Annotated in this window: 12 protein-coding genes; 9 read left to right on the top strand and 3 right to left on the bottom strand. The window is 41.4% G+C overall.

Features of this window, described 5'->3' with window-relative positions:
- The first annotated feature begins 32 nt into the window (after positions 1–32).
- From K6V21_RS19115 to K6V21_RS19075, 9 genes are all read left to right on the top strand, one after another.
- Positions 33–2,435 (top strand): ABC transporter permease, encoded by a 2,403-nt coding sequence (locus K6V21_RS19115; protein WP_224319554.1) that lies wholly within the window; start codon positions 33–35, stop codon positions 2,433–2,435.
- 88 nt (positions 2,436–2,523) lie between these two features.
- Complete coding sequence (locus K6V21_RS19110; RefSeq protein ID WP_224319553.1) at positions 2,524–3,879, top strand: ABC transporter permease; 1,356 nt, start codon at positions 2,524–2,526, stop codon at positions 3,877–3,879.
- A gap of 194 nt (positions 3,880–4,073) precedes the next feature.
- Entirely contained in the window at positions 4,074–4,502 is a 429-nt protein-coding gene (locus tag K6V21_RS19105) for an ABC transporter permease (RefSeq protein ID WP_224319552.1), read from the top strand.
- A gap of 1,021 nt (positions 4,503–5,523) precedes the next feature.
- The gene (locus K6V21_RS19100; RefSeq protein WP_224322066.1) at positions 5,524–7,842 is read left to right on the top strand and encodes an ABC transporter permease; all 2,319 of its coding nucleotides are present in this window, start codon (positions 5,524–5,526) and stop codon (positions 7,840–7,842) included.
- Positions 7,843–7,858: 16 nt separating this feature from the next.
- Positions 7,859–10,180 (top strand): ABC transporter permease, encoded by a 2,322-nt coding sequence (locus K6V21_RS19095; RefSeq protein WP_224319551.1) that lies wholly within the window; start codon positions 7,859–7,861, stop codon positions 10,178–10,180.
- Between the two features lie 18 nt (positions 10,181–10,198).
- Positions 10,199–12,595, top strand: coding sequence for an ABC transporter permease (locus tag K6V21_RS19090; RefSeq protein ID WP_224319550.1), 2,397 nt, complete (start codon positions 10,199–10,201; stop codon positions 12,593–12,595).
- Between the two features lie 5 nt (positions 12,596–12,600).
- The gene (locus K6V21_RS19085) at positions 12,601–14,886 is read left to right on the top strand and encodes an ABC transporter permease (protein WP_224319549.1); all 2,286 of its coding nucleotides are present in this window, start codon (positions 12,601–12,603) and stop codon (positions 14,884–14,886) included.
- A 30-nt stretch (positions 14,887–14,916) separates the two neighbouring features.
- Entirely contained in the window at positions 14,917–15,591 is a 675-nt protein-coding gene (locus K6V21_RS19080; RefSeq protein ID WP_009127366.1) for an ABC transporter ATP-binding protein, read from the top strand.
- A gap of 176 nt (positions 15,592–15,767) precedes the next feature.
- Positions 15,768–18,086: an ABC transporter permease gene (locus K6V21_RS19075; RefSeq protein ID WP_224319548.1), complete on the top strand. Its 2,319-nt coding sequence runs from the start codon at positions 15,768–15,770 to the stop codon at positions 18,084–18,086.
- On the opposite strand, the gene K6V21_RS19070 is transcribed toward K6V21_RS19075, so the two are convergent.
- From K6V21_RS19070 to K6V21_RS19060, 3 genes are read right to left on the bottom strand one after another with little or no spacing between them, the layout of a single operon-like run.
- Entirely contained in the window at positions 18,073–18,672 is a 600-nt protein-coding gene (locus tag K6V21_RS19070) for an aminotransferase class IV family protein (protein WP_195652151.1), read from the bottom strand. The two genes, K6V21_RS19075 and K6V21_RS19070, sit on opposite strands and share 14 nt — an antisense overlap.
- Entirely contained in the window at positions 18,656–19,660 is a 1,005-nt protein-coding gene (locus K6V21_RS19065) for an aminodeoxychorismate synthase component I (RefSeq protein WP_224319547.1), read from the bottom strand. Before K6V21_RS19065 ends, K6V21_RS19070 begins: the two co-directional genes overlap by 17 nt.
- A gap of 42 nt (positions 19,661–19,702) precedes the next feature.
- Positions 19,703–20,389 (bottom strand): hypothetical protein, encoded by a 687-nt coding sequence (locus K6V21_RS19060; protein WP_195425638.1) that lies wholly within the window; start codon positions 20,387–20,389, stop codon positions 19,703–19,705.
- Positions 20,390–20,512: the final 123 nt, after the last annotated feature.

Below are 20,512 nucleotides of genomic sequence, written 5' to 3'. Positions count from 1 at the left end.
GAATATAACTAAAATATAATAAAGACTGAAACATGAAAACACTCAAATACGCCTGGCGCTTCCTGATACGCTCCAAGTCATATACGATTATTAATGTAATCGGCCTGGCACTCAGCCTGGCATGTACCATCATATTAGTACGCTACATTCACCGTGAGTTGCAAGTGAACACGCACTGCACGGATGCTGAAAATGTGTATATTCCAATTCGTGACATTGACAGTAATATATTCCCCGGTAGTGTAAGTAATGACAGTGGTGCAGATACGGTCTATTTTTTGCCTGAAGCCATTAAAGAACGAAGCTACTTCATGACATTGAGCAATGATAATGTGAACATAGACGAAAGACCCTATGCAATCCAGATGTTAGTAGCAGATACAACATTCTTTCATTTCTTTCATTATCCCCTGAAAGGCAAACAAATGAAAGCGCCTGAAGAGGCTCTCATCACACGCCAATTTGCCAAGCGTGTATTTGGAGAGAAAGATCCTATCGGACAAACTATGGAATATTCAGGAGGCAGACACCTTACCATTTGCGGTATATTGGATGAACCGTCCTGCAAATCATCATTGACATTTGATATCGTAGTAAACATTGATCTCAAATCACGAAGAGAATGGGGCAGAATGTATGTGGAACTTTTACGTTTCATGCCGGGAGTCGATGTAGACGCCATCAATGCTGCCAGTAACGTTTACCGTCAGGTGCCGGATGGATTTAAAATACGATATAATTTTCTTCCTGTCAGCCAACTCTATTGGAACAAAGAACTGGCTGCCGCAGGTGATGATTTGGAAATGTGGCATTATAGTAGTCATTCACATATACTGATACTTACAGGTGTGTGCATGCTGTTGCTATTGGCGGGAATCCTGAACTTTGTAAATATATACTTGGTTTTCATGCTGAAACGTTCCAAAGAATATGGTATAAAGAAGGTCTTTGGTGTGCAAGGGCGCGCTCTTTTTCTGCAACTGTGGTTAGAGAATGTACTCATGATATCCATAGCGTTATTGCTAGCCTGGTTCTTCATTGAAATATTCTCGGGATATGCCAACCGCTTATTGGAGAGCGACATTCCTTATACGGCATTTGACTGGCAGTTGTCATTAGGGGTCCTTCTTTTCTTGCCACTGTTCACCACTATTTATCCCTATATCAAGTACAATTACCTACCACCTATCATATCCATACGTACCATCGGATCATCGCGTCAATCCGTTACCACACGTACGGCTTTTTTATTCATTCAATACAGTATCACGCTTTTGCTCATTATACTATCATTGTATTTCAGCGGTCACCTTCGCTTTTTGCAAGATACTCCTCCGGGATTTCGGACTCAAGGGATACTGTATGCCAACTTAGTTCCGACTCCTCAAAACTGGAACTCCGAAAGCGAACAAGAGAGACAACAACGCTGGCAGAATTCCCAAAGTATTCAGCAGAAACTGAATGAATGCCCGTTCATAAAGAAATGGTTCTGCGGAGACCCTACACGCAGTGGAGTGCTGGGCAGTGGAAGTTCTTCTACTCTCATAAATGACAAGGATGTTAAGTTAAACATGATGCTGATGTGGGTACCGGTTGATTTCTTTAGTTTGTATAATCTGCAATTAGTAGATGGTGCATTGCCCGATAAAGTAGAAGGGTACACTCAGTATCTGGTAGCCATGAATGAATCGGCCATGAAAGCCTTCGGTTATACGCGACGGGAAGATGCTTTCATAAGAGGAGAACAGGCACTTTGGATAGCTATGGGGATGGATGGAAAAATAATAGAAGGTGGTATATCTCTGATGCCTGTAGAAGCTGTAATCAAAGATTATTATACCGGTCATCTCACAGCCGGAAAGAAACCTGTGGTATATATGATAACCCCCAATAGCGCCGGCTCGCAATATCAGATTGCATGCATACCCGGAAAAGAAAAGGAACTGATGACTTATTTGAAAAGTGCCAGACAAGAGATATTTAATACTGAAGAATTTGATCATCGATGGCTGGATGAGGATATACAAACTTTATATCGTGAGGATCGCCGTGTAGCAACCGTGTTTACACTGTTTGCCACCATCTCTATTTTTGTCTCGGCATTGGGATTATTCGGACTTTCCTTATTCGACATCCGCCAACGCTACCGCGAAATAGCCATCCGCAAAGTAAACGGAGCACAACTACGGAATTTATATTCAATTTTGTTCCGAAAATATATATGGGTGATAGGAGGGGCAACGTTGCTTACCGTACCATTATCTTACTATCTCATATATATTTATACAAGAGATTTCATTGTTAAAGCTCCTGTTAGTATATTCATCTATCTGATTGCTATATTAGTGGTGGCAGGCATTTCGTTGGGAACATTGTTCTGGCAGGTGAATAAAGCAACCCGCATCAATCCGGCAACAATCATGAAAGCAGAATAAGAGATAAGTATCGGCTGGCGCGTATGGCAGACAGCACGGCAGAATCCGACGGAAGTGATAAAAAGTGAATAAAATTAAGAAGCACTATATGAAACAGATTATCCTGGTTATAAACACCTTGTTAAAATTCAAGGCATACACACTTATCAATGTATTAGGATTAGCCTGTAGTTTGGCCTGCGTACTGACCATTACCCGATACATCCATCAGGAAAATACCGTAAATCAGTGTTTTCCCGAGTATGAACGCATCTGCCTGGTTAAAGGATTTCCCAGCAATGGAGAGAACTTTTTAGGGGGCTACCAATCGGGATTGGAGAATGACCCTGCGGTAGAAAGATACACAGGGGTTTACGAAGTTCCGGATATGGCAATCTTATTCGGAGAACAGGAAGTCAGAGTCAATGCTTTCTCCATTGACAGCACCTTCTTTAAAATATTTCCATATAAGGTGATAGCCGGAAGTGGAAAAATAAAACGCCCCAAAGATGTTATCATCACCCGTTCTTTCTGGACGAAGAAATTGGGTGGAAGAGATGCCATAGGAGCCACTTTCAAAAATGCGAAAGGAGTTAAATTCGTTATTATAGGGATAGTAGATGATCCCGATGCCAAGACATCATGGATGCCTGATATATTTATGTCGGACGAAGTGGACGATTTTTTGCTGTATTATCCTACATATGCCATGCTGATGACACCGGATACAGACATCAAACTGCTGAACAAGAAATACCGGAAAGAACAACCCCGAGATAAATGGAGTACTTATGAGACTATACATTACCAATACTTGCCTTTGAAAGACTTGTACTATGACAAAGAACACGGAAAAGAAAACAAAATCTACAGATATGGTAATAAAAGCTATATCCAGGTATTGATGGCAGTGGCTTTCCTGGTAGGTATTATCGGACTGCTGAATTTCATTAATATCTATACCGTAATCATGTCCAAACGTTCAAAAGAGTTTGGCATAAAGAAAGTGTTTGGTGCAGGCAGATCAGAAATTTTCCTGCAAATCTATGCTGAGAATATTCTATTGGCGAGCTTTGCATTACTTGTCAGCTGGGCTATAATTGAAATAACCAAGTTGTTCTTTTTCCATGAACTTTATATCCCTACCACAGCAGATTCCTGTTTTGATTGGAAAGTATCTGTTATCGTACTTTTGGGATTGCCGTTACTGACAACAAGCTATCCTTTCCTGAAATACACGCACAACAATCCAATCAGCTCCATGCGCGAATTGGCATCTTCACGCTTCTCAACACGGTCACGTATGACGTTGCTATGCTTTCAGTATGCCATCACTATCTTTATGATAACCGTTTCTCTGTTTTTCGTTCGCCAGTTGGAATATATGCTTCACGCTGACCTCGGTTTCCGTTCGCATGACGTGATAACTTACCGGATTTCTACAATCCGCCCTGCGAAATTGTAGGTGTCATAAAGGATTTCAATATCAGACACCTTTCACAACTCACGCAGCCTGTTGTTATCTATTATGACGATACGAGCATTGGTGGAGTATATACTGTCACCGCCTCGTATAAGCACGAGAACCGGGCTGAAGTCATTGAGTTTCTACGCAACGTGTATGAGGAGTCTACTGGAAGAACCGATTTCGAATATACTTTGATAGAAGATGTTCTTGAAAAAATATATCGCGAAGACCGTCAAGTGGTCAACATTTACACTCTTTTTGCCGGGGTCGCCATTTTTATATCTTCTTTGGGGTTATTGTCAATTTCATTATTCGATATACGGCAACGATATCGCGAGATTGGTTTGCGTAAAGTAAATGGGGCGCAAGCAACGGATATTTATCCCTTGCTCATCAAAAAGTATCTTTCGGTACTGGCAATAGCAACCTTGATATCCATACCGGTTTCATGGGGGGCCATCACGCTATACCTGCAAGACTTTGCGCACAAAGCTCCCATCACATTCGATTTATTTGCCATAGCCGTCATAATTACAGCCATCATCTCTTTGCTGATTATTATTTGGCAAATCCATAAAGCTGCAAATGTAAATCCGGCAGAAGTAGTAAAAACAGAATGAACAATAAGAATCAGAAGCGAAAATCAGCTATAAAACAATTAAATCCAATAATTAAAACAAGCAATGTCATGATGCAAAACTAGCAATATTCCGCATTACGAGATTGCTAGTTTTGCATCATGACATTGCTTGTTATGTTCCGTTTAAGGCTTATGGGGGGGACCGTATTATTTTCCCGCAGACTGTTCTTGAAAAAGTATAACAAAATCAAGGCTGATAAAAGGCTTATTAGGGGTCAAAATAGGTTCAGGGTCACTTATACCCCCATTTATAGGTCATTTTTATTTAGATTAGTTGATATAATGCTAATATACAGATAGTTGACTTTTTAGACTTTTGCAAAAAACGTATTTCAGTAGATTTGGAATATTACAATCCGAACAAACCTTAAAACAGATAAATATTTAATACAAAAAAATAAAATGATAAAGTGGAAGTGATAAAGAGTGAATAAGTACTCAATCCAAATTAATTCGTACTATAAATGATAATTTAGCGTGCGTGATATGTGGAGTATGTTTTATTTACATCTATTTTAAATGCTTTATTCATTTAAGCAGGAATTGGGGGTATAAGTGACCCTGAACCTATTTTGACCCTAATAAACTACACTTTTTGTCTTTTTGCAAGGTGTAACATACTGATACACAAACATCAATATTCAGGGAATCATTTTATCCATGAGCTCACTTCCTACACGCTATTTTAGAAGAAAGTAAGAACTGTCTTTCTGATTATCAAAAGAAAAAACGAAACATACGTTCGCGCTGAATTTATCACTTCATCAAAAGTTAAGAAGTTATAGTCAGAGCCTGTAACTACCCCTTATGATTTTAAATGTAACACTTGTGCGAATATGCACTATTTTTGTGCAGTATAGCACACTGGTTTCAGATTGCCATACCCCGTATTTGTCTAATGGGCAGTTAGTTATAACTTTGGCACAAAATTTGAAATCTTAATATGGAAGATTCTGTAAGGACCATCAAAAAGTAAATAAGATATGAGAGAATGTAAAACCATGATACAACATTATTTCAAAATAGCATTTCGCAATATACTGAAATATAAAACACAAAGTATTATCAGTATCTTAGGTTTGGCAGTCGGCTTCACTTGCTTCGCCCTTGCCAACCTGTGGATACATTACGAAATGACGTATGATGCTTACCACGAAGGAGCCGACCGGATGTACATTCTTTGCAAAGAAAGTGTATTTGGAGTAAACGGTTATTCCACTTCCATGCCATACCCGGCATCAACTCTGCTGAAAAACGATTTCCCGGAAGTGGAAGCTGCATGCGCTTATACCAGATGGGTACAAAAAGTAGATCTTAAAGCAAATGATTGTACGGTAGAAACCAATAATATACAGGCAGACTCCTGCTTCATGAAGATGTTCAATATATCCATTCTAGCAGGAAGCAGGGATTTTATGTATTCCAATGACAAGATAGCTTTAACAGAAGATATGGCCATGCGTTTGTTCGGTTCTACGGATGTACTGGGCAAAGAAGTTAAAAACTACAATGATGATACACTGACGATTTGTGCCATTCTCTCAAATCTCGATCACAGTAATCTGTCATTCGGCTACTGGGAACAGGGAGAATACTTCCGCCGCTGGCAGAATGATTGGAGTAATGGAAGTTTCGAAATCATTATCAAGTTACGTAAAGGAACTGATCCGATAGCCTTTCAGAAAAAACTCGCTGCAAATGAAACGAAAGCCGATCCGAGAGATCCTCGCAGAGTATTTGAGGAAATCCGGTTAATGCCACTCAACGAGTATCATTATTCATCGATTAACAGGAACCAATCTTTCCAATTCTATTATCTAATACTATTCTCTGTGGCCGGAGGCTTGGTGATTCTTTGTTCTCTGTTCAATTATCTCTCTCTGTTCATCACTCGCATGAGGATACGTGGGCGTGAGATAGCACTACGTAAAGTATGCGGTTCCTCCATCGGAGGTGTATTTATTCTACTTTCTGTGGAGTACCTATACATCATATTGTTATCCGGGGTATTGGGTATGGCTTTTGTTGAGACGGCCTTGCCCGCCTTTAGGAAACTGTCCGGAATATCCGGAAACATTTATGGAGAGTCACTTCTTTATTTTGCAGGGATTCTTTTACTGTCTTTACTTCTGTTAGTGCCATTCGCCATCAGACGGTCGTCCACCCGGAATACCGGAAACAAGTACGCACTCCGTAAACTAAGTATTACATTCCAATTGATGATAGGGATTCTTGTCACGTTCTGCATAATAGTGATGATGAAGCAAATCTATTATCTTACGAATACAGATTTAGGATGGGAAAGAAAAGATATAGCTTCCATCAATCTTTTATATCCGGACAATGATTTTGAAGCCATTGCTGATAAGATCAAGCAATTCTCATGTACAAGGGAGGTTGTATCCGGACATTGTTGCTTATTGCCTCAATCATCAGGCCTCTCACAAACCTTCACTAATTGGGACGGAAAAGAAGATGCGGTGAAAAGTATAGATATGCGATGTCTGTGGAATTGTGAAAAGACAGTATCCTTTTACAATCTGAAACTGTTGGCAGGAGAGATGGTGAAGTCAACAGAGACGAATAAAATAATGATCAATGAATCTGCTGTAAAAGCGCTTGGGATGAGCGATCCGATTGGAAAGAAACTTTATCAGCAAACTCAAGCATCGACCATTGTAGGCATAATTAAAGACTTCCACATCACAGCACCGACAGAACCGGTGCAACCCTATGTTTTAGTTGCAAGGGATATTCTTAAAGGCATGGGATTTTCTATAGGAAAAGGGCAAATCTTAATCAAGTTTCATGATGGTAAATGGAAAGAACTGAAAAACCGGATAGACAGCATGTTCACTTATGAATATCCGGAAGTGAGATATAGATTATACAACACAGAAGAAGAATATGCCGGATATCTTAAGTCCGAAGACGCACTGATAAAGTTATTGAGCTTTGTAGCCATGGTCTGTGTACTTATCGCTGCTTTCGGTATCTTTTCTCTGATCACATTAAGTTGCGAACAAAGGCGCAAAGAAATAGCCGTACGCAAAGTGAATGGAGCTACAATCCGGGATATTCTTATTATGTTTGTGAAAGAATATATGCTTTTGCTGGTTATTGCGGGTGTCATTGCATTCCCTGTAGGATATGTGCTGATGAAGCGTTGGCTTGAAAACTATGTAGAGCAGACAGTTATCAGTGCCTGGATATATTTTGCTATATTCGGTGGCATAATGATCGTTATTTTTGCATGCATCGGCTGGCGGGTATGGCAGGCAGCACGGCAGAATCCGGCAGAAGTGATAAAGAGTGAATAATAGAAAAAACAAAGACATGATACAGCATTATTGCAAGATAGCGTTTCGTAATATAATACTGAAATATAAAACACAGAGTATTATTAGTATTATAGGTTTGGCAGTAGGATTTACTTGCTTTGCACTCTCAAATCTGTGGATACACTACGAAATAACGTATGACAAATTCTACGAAGGTGTGGAACGAACTCATTTGCTTTATCAAGAAGCCACTTTTAGTGAATCAACATTCAGCACATACAGTTCATATATGCTGGCTACTACACTTCGGCAAGAATTTCCGGAAGTAGAAGCCGCATGCGCAGTTTACCAAAGAGAAACAGGACTGAAAACCAAGGAGGGAAAAACGGCAAAAGTTAATTGCATGTATGCTGACTCCACGTTTTTAGAGATGTTCCAACCTACCTCCATATTATCCGGAAACATGGAATTCCTTTATTCTGATAATAAAATTGCATTAACAGAGGAGACTGCTATGTCATTATTCGGTTCAACAGAAGTTTTGGGGGAGGAGCTAGAGACAGATGATACACCTAAGACAGTCTGTGCTATTCTGAAAAATGGAGAGAAACATAGTAATCTCTATTTTGCCGCATGGACAATGTCATCACAATTTCAAAAAGTAAAAAGCGAATGGGGAGTACATAGATTTCAAACCTACGTCCGGTTACGTAAAGGAGTAGATGCTACATCGTTTCAAGAAAAAATGAAAAACTACGAATCCGGAAACCAATGGTATTCCAAACCTTTCGAAAAATATAAGATAATTCCATTAACTCAGTATCATTACTCTGCCATCAATGAAAAACTATCCCTTAAATTTAATTATTTAGTACTTTTCTCCATAGCAAGCGGAATGATTATACTTTGCGCATTGTTCAATTATCTCTCCTTATTTATCACCCGTATGCGCACACGAAACCGAGAAATTGAACTAAGAAAAGTATGCGGCTCATCCATTCGGAATTTATTCATACTTTTTGGTACTGAATATTTGTTTGTACTGCTTTTATCCGGCCTTTTAGGAATGACATTCATTGAATTATCACTTCCGAAATTCAGAGAACTATCAGAAATTAATGGAGATATTTATGGAGAATCATTCCTCTATTTTACAGGTATCCTTTTCATATCCTATATCCTATTAACACCTTTTATTATCCGCCGATACCACAGACAATCCGGCAGTCTGTTCCTGTTCCGTAAATGCAGTATAGTATTCCAATTAATAATATGTATTTTATTTATCTTTTGCGTAAGCATTCTTATGAAACAACTCAACCATCTGGCAAATGGTGACATTGGTTGGGAAAGAAAGAATACAGCAGTATTAAGACAATATGTTTCTCCGGAATCTTACGCTGCCGTCAGTGCCGAAATAGATAAGATGCCATGTATTGTAGAGACACTGAAGGGATGTGAACCTTTATTTCCAAGATATAGTACACTGACTTACAGGATAAACAGTTGGGAAGGAAAGAAAAGCACGGATCAGGAAGATAGAATAGATATCACCTGCATAAGAGAAGGGAGGGAATTTATCAATTTTTACAACCTGAAGCTAATAGAAGGTGAAATGCTAAAACCGGATGATGCAGATAAAGCTATCATCAACGAGACTTGTGCAAGAAAATTAGGTTTAGATAATCCGATAGGTAAGAAAATCAATATTCACCAAGGAGTTACAATTGTCGGAATCGTCAAAGACTTCCATATCACAGCACCTACAATCCCGGCAGTACCTACTTTATTCTGCAATAAAGGAGGTCTGGGAGGTTCCGATTCTGATGCCAACTATGGCGATATCTTGATAAAATATCGCGCAGGAACATGGGAGGATCTTAAAAAGCGAGTGGACGATGTATATGCCAAAATCTCAACTGGCAGTAATGAATATCATTCTCTTCTCAATATAGAAGAGGAATATTCTAAGTTCCTGAAATCCGAAACGTTATTATTGAAGCTGCTTGGCTTTGCCTCAATTATTTGCGTACTCATTGCCGCTTTCGGAATATTCTCTTTCATTACGCTAAGTTGCGAGCAGCGGCGCAAAGAAATAGCCATCCGCAAAGTAAACGGAGCGTCTGTAAAAGAAATATTTGCCATGTTTGCAAAAGAGTACTTTATATTACTCGTTGCAGCATCAGTGCTAGCATTTCCTATAGGATATGCTTTGATGAAAAAATGGTTGGAAAGCTATATAGAACAAACAGCAATCAGTGCATGGATATATCTGGCCATCTTTAGCGGGGTAGCTTTACTTATTCTGTTATGCATTGGCTGGCGAGTATGGCAGGCTGCACGGCAAAATCCGGCGGAAGTGATAAAGAGTGAATAATAACAACTATTATATACCATGATATTCCATTATTTCAAAATAGCATTCAGAAACTTGTGTAAGCATAAGACACAAAATATCATTTCCATCATCGGATTGGCAGTAGGTTTGCTCTGCTTCTGTGTCTGCATATATTGCAGTCGCTTTGTAGAAAGCACAGACCATTGTTTTGCTAATCATGATCGCATAGCAGAATTAAACCTCTATGACGGCAAGGCAGACAGATATTTTTCCGGTTCTCCGGTTCCTCTGGCCGAAGATTTGCGCACATGGGCTTTGGGAGAAACGGAAGCCATTTCATCCGTAACCTATCCTCGTGAACGTCCTTATTATGTAGAGTTATCTCCGGAAAAGACGCTACCTTATGAACTTGAAACGATTGAAATAGATACTTGCTACAATAAAATCTTCACTCCGGAAATGGTAGCAGGACATTGGAAAATGGCAAGTCAGTCTCTTAACTCCGTTATCCTGAGCCAATCTATGGCCATTAAAATATTCGGTAATGCAGAAAGTGCTATCGGCAAACACATGACTCTCATGAGAAGGCTCAATACTTCTCCTGAAAGCACCCCGAAAACAGGAGGTATCGTCTACACCATTCAAGCAGTAATGAAAGATATCCCTCTGAACAATAGTTTAGATTTTATGCAAAACATAGATATGCTGACCGTAAACGATAGTGAAGGACTTCTACAAAGTCCCAAACGGCATAACATGACAGGGGCAAATACCTACGCACTGTTATCACCACAAACTACATGCACCGATTTAGAAAAGCAATTCTCAAAAAGAGACTATACTTATACTTTGTATGGCGAAGCTTACACTGTCACTGCCAGTAGTATGGGAGCCAGACTGAAAAAACAGGGTGCTTCTTATCTGGGGTTAGTTACCGGAACTGTAGGTACACTGATATTACTAGTAGGGCTGATCAACTTTTTCCATTTCCTTATCGGTTCTTTCTTCAACCGCACCAAGGAATACAGTATCATGAAAATGATAGGATGCAACTGGAAACAACTCTTCTGTTTACTATTCACACAGTCATTGATTGTCATATCCATATCCTCCATATTGGTATTATCAGGCATAGAATTATTGGGGAATCACATGAATTTCTCTTTGCCGGGCTTTGCAATGACCTTTACCTCTGAAACGCTTTTAATACATGCTCTGCAATATATCGTTCTTCTTATCATACTCTGCGTCCTTATATGTTTGTCTGTTTCCATTCGTATTCGTCGTATTACCGTGCAAACAGGTATTTATGGAAACAATAAACGCAGAGGTAAGCAATGGGGGCGTAACCTTATGCTGGGTATCCAGTTCTTTATTTGCTGGGTATTTGTATCCCTGACGGCTGCTTTATATCTGCAAGCAGAGAAAACGACCAATAGTTTAATCCATACGCTAAGTCAAAAAGAAAAATCGGAGATTCTTAGTATTCCCCTGGACTATCCCTTTATGAAGAATGAGGAAAAGTTGGCGTTGATAGAGCGTTTTAAACAACATGCCGGAGTGAAAGAAATTCTGTTATCAGATGTCGGTTATATGCAAGGGATGTCGGGCAATGGATTAACGACCGAAAAGGGAAATGAGAACTCCTGGATTGATATTAGTGTCATGGCTGTACCCGCCAATTTCTTCTCTTTCATGAATATTCCCATAGAACAAGGAAGACTTCCTCAAACGGAAAAAGATATTGTGGTAGACAATGTCTGGCAGGAGATGCAGAAGAAAGATGTAATCGGTATGAACTTGTATAGCGGTAATACCGATTACACAATCTGTGGAATATCCGCACCTTTTCAGGCCAATGTATATAACCGAAGTAGTGGATATGCTTTCCTGCCTTATGATTCTTCAGTCTACATAGGCCACTGCTACATAAAGAGTCATCCGGGCCGGCAAAAGGAAGTAGCCCGATGGATTGAAAAAGCCTACCGTGAGATGCTTCCTGAAAATATAACTTATCAGGCTAAAACATTCCTGGATGATATCCATGTTTTGCAAGCTCTTGAGTACAATCTGAAGGACATCATTTTGTTCTTTGCTGTTATCAGCATTATTATCACACTATTAGGTGTATACTCCAGTATCACGCTCGATACAGAACGACGTCAGAAAGAAGTTGCTATCCGTAAAGTAAATGGGGCGGATGTTCCGCAGATTATCCTGTTGTTTGCCCGTCTTTATATTATCTTGTTATTGTGTAGTGCCATCGTTGCATTCCCGCTTGTATATGTTGTATTGATGTTATGGAAACAAATGTATACGGTATTCTTTGACTGCGGTCTGCTTTTCTGGCTCTGTATATTCCTGATTGTTACTTTTATTACAGGCTTTACAATACTTTTCCGTATCTTGCGAATAGCAAGAACCAATCCGGCGGAAGTGATTAAAAACGAATAAGAACAATGATATTACATTATTTGAAAGTTGCTCTACGAAATCTGCTGAAGTACAAGACTCACAGTTTCATTTCCGCCCTTTGCCTGGCAGTGGGAATCGTATGCTATACCATTGTATGCTTTTTCATGCAGGAATGGGCCAAACTTGAAAACTTACCTGACAGCGAGCGACGGATAAGAATAACAGTCAACCAGAAACAAAATTCTCTTTTTCGAACCAGTGAAATAAAGCGACTGGAAGAGCAATCTATCAGTGGTTTAGAATGCCTGACCATACAATCCTTTAACAATTCTACGGAAATAGAAGTCATTGATAACGAGCAACGTAACTTACCTTTTCTGATAGGCTATAGAGGGGTTAACAGTAACTTTTTCTCCTATAACAACAGAAAATTGCTACATGGCAGCCGACTTCCCGAAGCACCTGATGAAGTGGTATTATCCCATAAATTTGCGAGCAAAGCGTACGGCACTGCAAATCCCATTGGAACAACCATACGCCTTGCTAACCCACAAAGTATAGCGGAAAATACAATACAGAGCTTTAAAGTCGTGAATGTAGTGGAAGATAACGGCCTGCAAGACCCCAAAATCGATTGTTATTTCTCCTATGAAATCATGACTTATGACGCCTTGAGTGTAAAAGGTTATCTATCGCCTAAGGCAACCATGGAAATGCTAAATAATAGTCTACAGTCCATAACGTGGCAACGGAATGAGGACACCGTACACCCTTACGCCGCGTTCAGTATGCGGCAGGACAAAGAACTGACAATGGTGCAGTATCTGATACTATTCATAGCCTCACTTATCCTGGTTTCAGGGCTGATTAATTTCCTTAAGTTCATCATTCAGATGTTCTATAATCGTCAGCGTGAAGTGGCGCTTCGCAAGTGTATGGGGTCCGAGATAAAAGGACTGTTCCTGCTCCTTTTTGCTGAAGTATTTTGGATGATGTCCACCGCATTTCTGTTATCTTTGTTTTTAACGGAACTCATGATAAATCTTGCGGAAATATACATTCCAAGCCATGATATGCCTGATTTACCCTTGTCATCTATCTATGTCGTACAGTTCCAAATATATATTGCACTTCTGATGATCTGCATGCTCGTAATATGGTTTCCTATCCGTCGTTTACGGCAAGTGAGCATAATCAGCCAAATTAGCAATAACCGCAGCCGTCATATCTTCCGTTCGGTCATGATGTGGTTGCAGTTAGGCATTGCCATTTTCTTTGTGGGTAGCACACTCGGCGTCAATATGGTGTGGCACGAAGTGTTCGGTCAGGCATACAATCCGCTTACATCCGAAGAAGAAGAAAATATCATTTCCCTGAAAGTGAACACCCAACGTATGTGGCAGCACATAAACCCTATATTATCTGATATTCAGGCATTGCCGGAGTGTATAGAGACACTAACCATGGCAGATGATTTGCAAAGTGGAAATCATTTTATGCGTACCTATAAGAAAGCTGACCAATCGGAGGTCATGATTGCCATAGCAGAGGGGGCTCCGGGTTACTTCAAATTCCTGAACATTCCATTGCAAGGAAAAGAAGTGAATGGAGATGCAGAAGGTACCGTTTATGTCAGCGAGGCCTTCAGACAGCAACTGGATAAGGACAACGTGCAAGACAGAGTAGAGATTGAGGGCCAGAGTTACCGCATCATCGGTACTTTCAAAGAACTCTATAAAGAAACTCAGGGAAGAGTAACCATTGGTTCAGTCTTTTTCCCCAGCAACCATTTCAGGTATTTCTATGTCAAGCTGGCACCGAGTGCAAACGCTACCAAAAGTATCCGGCGCATCACTGAAATTTGTCGTAACTACGTACCCACAACCTTGCCTCTTGAAATCCGCTCCCTATCTGATAATAAACAAACGATGATGGGATCGATGTATATGACACAAGTGGCGATGACAATCCTGGCTGTTGTAAGTATATTATTGGTTGTACTGAGCATCTATTCGGCCATCTCCATGGACACAGTCAGCCGACAGAAGGAAATAGCCATTCGTAAAATCAACGGAGCTACCCCACGGATCATTGCCGGTATATTCGGCAAAGCTTATCTGGTGATTTTCCTGCTGGCTTTTGCGGTTGCTTATCCTTTGGTACGACTGATGCTGCTATCAATAGGCGAAGGTACAGTGAAATGTATACAGGGTTGGGATTGGGGGATTCTGTTATTCTTCAGCGTAGCCTTCATGATATTCCTCACCACCGCATACAAAATTTACCGGATCATGCATATCAATCCGGCCGAGATAATAAAGAATGAATAAACAATATTACTAATTAAAATTATCAGCATTATGATTAAAACAGTAAACCTGCAAAAAATCTTCAAGACAGAAGAAGTGCAGACATGGGCTTTGAACAATGTGAACATCGAAGTGAAAGAAGGCGAGTTCGTCGCAATTATGGGACCTTCCGGTTGCGGTAAATCTACATTGCTGAATATCCTCGGCTTGCTCGATAACCCTTCGGGCGGAGAATACTACCTCAATGGAAAGGAAGTATCCAAATACACCGAAGCACAACGCACCAGCCTGCGTAAAGGTGTCATCGGTTTCGTGTTCCAAAGCTTCAACCTGATTGATGAACTGAACGTATACGAAAACATCGAACTGCCGTTGCTCTACATGGGCATCCCGGCAGCCGAACGCAAACGCCGCGTAGAGACAGCAATGGAACGCATGGCCATTACACACCGGAGCAAACACTTTCCGCAACAACTCTCCGGTGGCCAACAGCAACGTGTAGCCATTGCCCGTGCCGTAGTAGCCAATCCAAAGCTGATCCTTGCCGATGAGCCTACCGGTAATCTGGACTCTAAGAACGGTAAGGAAGTGATGGAACTGCTGAATGAACTGAACAAAGAAGGAACGACCATCGTCATGGTAACCCACTCACAGCACGATGCCGGTTTTGCAGGACGTATCATTAATCTGTTCGACGGACAGGTAGTGACGGAAGTGAGTTTGTAAATAAAACAGACAGTTACATCTCTTTCCGTAACTATCTGTACATCAGAAGGTTTCAAAAGGAGTCACTTTGAGGAGGTCAATGTAGTACTTCGGGGACGTCAAAGTACTGCATTGACCTCCTCAAAGTAGTACCTTGACAACCCCGAAGTACCCTACTAACATTATCATCAAAAAACATGTACATTCTGAAGTTTGTCCTGCGTAGCTGGTGGCGAAATAAATTGTTCGTCACTATTTCTCTTGTCAGCTTGGTTATCGGTATCGCCTGTACCAATCTACTGACAGCCTTCGTCCTATACGAATACAACATCGAGTATAACAACCCCAACCGTGACCGCATCCTCCGGCTGACACAAACACTACCATTTGCACAACAAGAAATGCAGGGAACATTCGTATATCATGAATCTGTCCCCGAAATTATCTCACAATTCCCTGAGATAGAAGCTTCACTACGCACGCAAGCCATCACTCACACAAAAATCCGTGTGGACGACCAAGAATATTCCGAACTGAACCTGCTATCGGCAGACAGCACATTGCCCAAGTTTATCCCCATCGAAACCCTTGCAGGAAAAGTAGAAGAAGCATTGACTCACCCGGGAACCATTGCCATCAGCCAAGCTCTGGCCGAACGTTGTTTCGGTACCACCGACTGTCTCGGCAAGCTGCTGGATATCCCACAATCCGGTGAAAGTGCCTACCGTATCGCCGCCGTCTTCCGCCTGCCACCGCAAAGCATGTTGCAGGCAGACTTGCTCACGCATCTAAACAGTCCCGAAGGAACCACCTGTTCGATACTTCTCAAAAAAGGAACAGATCTCAACGCCTTTCGCCAACGCTTCGAGACAACCGAGCTTCCTACTTTATTAGGCAAAGGGTATTATCGTACCCAGACTTTACAGGAATCCTATTTTACCACTATCACACAAGATAGCAACCAGTGTATCGAGCATCGGCAAAAGGCCCTGTTAAGCGTCGGACTGCTATCTGCTTTATTAATCTTGTTCATCGGTTGCTTCAACTATATCAACCTCAGTTTTTCACGCTTATTGAAGCAAATACGCACCTTGCACATTGAAAGCCTTTTAGGTGCAAGCCACCGTCAAATCCGTTGGCAACTCTTTGCCGATACTTTCCTGATGGTGATTACGGCGTTCTTGTTATCCATTCTGTTGATGAGCGACCTGTTAGCTGTATTCAATGCAACCATATCCGCACATCTGTCGTTCTCCTATCTTTTCTCCGCTCAGGTATTCCCTGTTATCTTGCTGTTTGTCATCATTCTATCCGTTGTTCCGGCAGAATACATGAGCCGGAAGATACAGACCTTGTCCGAAAGCCGTTACCGCAGCTTCTTTACAGGGCGTAAGAAACAGCGCATTGTAGCAGCACTGGTTACCTTACAATTCATGATTTCCATCGGACTGCTAAGTGCTTTTATGATAATCCGTAGCCAAATGGACCTGATAGAGCAGGAGGGAAGCCGCTACAAAGGAATCGTTGAGTTTGGAATCGGTGACTCCCGGCAATCCCCTTTATCTGCTTGGATAGAAGACATTAAATCCATCTCCGGAGTGAAGGCCGTTGTACCGTCCCAATCGGGTCTTTATACCATGAGTATGGCCGTTCCCCGCCAAAATGGTGAGAAGAATGACCTTCTGATGCTTGAACTTTATGAAAACTGTCCGGACTTCCTGGATATATACGATTTCGACTTGCTGGATGCCAAACAAACATTCCATTTATTACTCCGTACCTCTGTGCCGGTCATCATCAACGAGTCCTTCATTCGCTATCTTGTGCCCGAAGGAGAAGACCCGGTGGGACAACCGATCTCTAAATACGTGCCCGAAAAGAGTGAGAAAGGTACTATTATCGGTGTCATGAAAGATTTCAAGAAATATTCGCTCACAAACAATGTGTTTCCACTGAGAATGATTCTGCACGAAATGCCACAAGATAACTATACCACATTGACCTTACGGTTTGACGAACAAGATCGCACAGCAGTTATCAATCATCTTCGCGGATTATGGGAGAAGAAATACCCCGGTACTCCATTCAATTATGAAGCCCCTTATCAGGTACTGATCTCCAATAATCAGGAAGTCACCGACTTTTCCCGCATCCTGCTGATGTATGCATCAATCAGTTTATTCCTCACGTTGTTCGGCATCACCCATTATGCTATCCAGCAACGTATACGCGAAATAGGAATTCGGAAGATTCACGGTGCATCATTCGGGCAAATATTATGGCTTGTCAATCGCCCGTTCCTGTACTACATAGGCATAGCGTTTATACTCATTGTACCCCTGGCCTGCTATCTGATGAATTATTGGCTGCAACAATTTGCTTACCATGTACACATTGGTATTCTTCATTTCCTGCTTCCTTTGTTCTTCACTGTCTGCATCACCCTGCTCACAGTATGCCTGAACAGTTATCGGGCAGCAAGAAATAATCCGGTAGATAGTATCAAATACGAATAACCGTATCCCGGTTAATCTCCAGAACCAGAGACTGAAAATCAATCATCGCATTAAATAAAGCGATATGTGAATAGGAGGAAATCTCATCTGACGGAATATCACATTCCGTCAGTACCCCCTGTTCCAACAGCAATGCACGTTTTGTGCCTTTCAATAAGGGAGTCCTCGGCGTATACCAGACTCCCTCTTTTTCTAACGCCACATTAGCAATGGAAGTATCCGTCAAAAGATTGTTTCTGACAATCAATACATCATCCTGATTGCCGCGCAGGGCATACAATGCTTCCAGTTCCTTCCGGTCCGTACTTTTGTAGCGATAATCAATCGTATCCGAACCGACCAACCGGAGTGAACGTACAGTCCTCATTGTATAAGCGGAAAATGCCACTTCACATACTTCTCTGCCATAAACTACCCGGCATTTATAAAAACCGCTTTCAGGACAATCCCCTGTATAATCCAGAATATCCAGTTGATCCGCCATTCCGAAAACCGCCTGTCTCGTTTCATTCATCCTACGGTTGTGATGGGCAAGGTTCTGCAACTTACCGTCACGTACTTGTATCGTTTCAATAAATCGGCACATATATTTTCTGTTTCATTTCTTCATATTCACTGCGGGCGTCACTCTTGAAAGTAATGCCACCACCGCTTTTAAAATACATTCCGTCCGCCTCTTGCTCCACAAAACGTATCATCACGGCACTATCCATATTGTCTCCATCGAAATATCCGGTTATTCCCGTATAGAATCCCCGTTCATATCCTTCAGCTTCACGAATAATCTGCATCGTCTTCTTTTTGGGTGCACCGGTAATAGAACCGGCAGGCAACATACTGAAAAGAATATCACCTAACTGCCGTTTGTAATCTTCTGGAAGTTTACCGCATATCTCCGAACTGGTCTGCAATATCGGTCCCCGATTTGTCTGCAACACATCTATATAGCGATAACGCTCCACCCGGACATGAGATGCCACAATACTCAGATCATTCCTGATCAGATCCACAATCGTAGCATGTTCCGCCGCTTCTTTCCCGTCGTTCATCAAGGTTTGTACGGCATCGGGCAGGGTAGCGTCTATCGTACCTTTCATGGGATAAGAGCTGATAATCCCTTTCTTTATCCGAACAAAAATCTCCGGAGAGAAAACTACAAAACGATTCTTTACCCATACTTTATATAAAGCACGGGAGTTGCAATATATATCCTTTAAAGTCAGATTGGTTTGTACCGGAGTCCGGCAAGTTAAATTCGTAAGAAAGCTGTTTCCGGCAAGAATATTCTTTTTCACATGTCCGAAAGCACGACTATATTCCCGGAAAGAAACAGGCTGGGAGATCCATTCTATCTGTTCCGGCAAACTCTCCGGAAGCAATTCATCCGTTAAACCGGCAACTGCTTCATTCGTAAATCCATTCAGGTTATATATCAACTCCTCCGGTGAGACCTCTGCCGTCTCTTCCACATAAACCTGTTCCTGCGAATAATCAATCAGAAAGACAAACGACTTTGAACAGCCTGCCAGCATATTCATGCGTGCGATTGCTTCCTGCTTACTATATAGTTTCATACATCTATTTTCGTTTAGCAGGAAGCAAAGGTAATAAAAAAACTATTTCCGTGCCGCCACTGCCAGCAATACTCCCAGCACAATGCCCAGCAATGCCGCAAACAATACGCGCATATCCGGCGGAAGCATGAAAGTAATGGTGTGTGCAGGATACCAGAAGAACGGGATTGTCTTCTTAAAAACGAAGTTCCATTGAACGTTCCAGTTCAGTCCGGTGATGATTTTCGTCATCGGGATAGGAGTGATAAGACTCTTAATAGAACCGCCGCACATCAGGATATGCGTATCTGTTATTTTATGGAAAGTCATGAATACCGGAGCAAAGATTGTGTTCATCGTTACCGATATGGCCAGCGCCACCAGCACCTTATCGAGAGACATCGCCTCACTTGTAAACGTTGCGACAGCATTTGCCATTCCCATATACTCCATGAACTGCGGCACACCTTTTGAAAAGATAATCATAGCGGCATTGATACCCATACCGAGTATGCCCCATACCACCATGCGCGGAATAATACCGAAACCCTTCCGGTTGTACACTCCCGCACTGATTCGTAATCCCAGCACTTCGCCCAACGAAGACAGAATGGCAAACTTCAGAAAACTCATCACCATGCCGTGTGCAGCATTGAACGACTTATACCAGTCATAAACCGCGTCACTCAAAAAGAAGGGTAGAAAGACTACCACCACCAGAATAATAAACAGGAAATCTTGCTTTTTCATTGAAAAGACGTGTTTTTCATTAATAATGCGGCAAACATACTAAAAAACTTTCAATATCAAAGCAAGATGATAAGAAAAACTGTAAATTTGTAACAAAAGACACATCGCCGATCTATTCTTATT

This window comes from Bacteroides cellulosilyticus (assembly GCF_020091405.1).
In the GTDB taxonomy this organism is placed as follows: domain Bacteria; phylum Bacteroidota; class Bacteroidia; order Bacteroidales; family Bacteroidaceae; genus Bacteroides.
The sequence above is the reverse complement of the archived record's forward strand: the minus strand, read 5'-3'. Positions and strand labels throughout refer to the sequence as shown.

Bases quoted from the DNA above. Each gene is read 5' to 3' on its own strand.
- K6V21_RS19115 (WP_224319554.1), top strand. From the start codon at position 33: ATGAAAACACTCAAATACGCCTGGCGCTTCCTGATACGCTCCAAGTCA.
- K6V21_RS19110 (WP_224319553.1), top strand. From the start codon at position 2,524: ATGAAACAGATTATCCTGGTTATAAACACCTTGTTAAAATTCAAGGCA.
- K6V21_RS19100 (WP_224322066.1), top strand. From the start codon at position 5,524: ATGATACAACATTATTTCAAAATAGCATTTCGCAATATACTGAAATAT.
- K6V21_RS19095 (WP_224319551.1), top strand. From the start codon at position 7,859: ATGATACAGCATTATTGCAAGATAGCGTTTCGTAATATAATACTGAAA.
- K6V21_RS19090 (WP_224319550.1), top strand. From the start codon at position 10,199: ATGATATTCCATTATTTCAAAATAGCATTCAGAAACTTGTGTAAGCAT.
- K6V21_RS19085 (WP_224319549.1), top strand. From the start codon at position 12,601: ATGATATTACATTATTTGAAAGTTGCTCTACGAAATCTGCTGAAGTAC.
- K6V21_RS19080 (WP_009127366.1), top strand. From the start codon at position 14,917: ATGATTAAAACAGTAAACCTGCAAAAAATCTTCAAGACAGAAGAAGTG.
- K6V21_RS19075 (WP_224319548.1), top strand. From the start codon at position 15,768: ATGTACATTCTGAAGTTTGTCCTGCGTAGCTGGTGGCGAAATAAATTG.
- K6V21_RS19070 (WP_195652151.1), bottom strand. From the start codon at position 18,672: ATGTGCCGATTTATTGAAACGATACAAGTACGTGACGGTAAGTTGCAG.
- K6V21_RS19065 (WP_224319547.1), bottom strand. From the start codon at position 19,660: ATGAAACTATATAGTAAGCAGGAAGCAATCGCACGCATGAATATGCTG.
- K6V21_RS19060 (WP_195425638.1), bottom strand. From the start codon at position 20,389: ATGAAAAAGCAAGATTTCCTGTTTATTATTCTGGTGGTGGTAGTCTTT.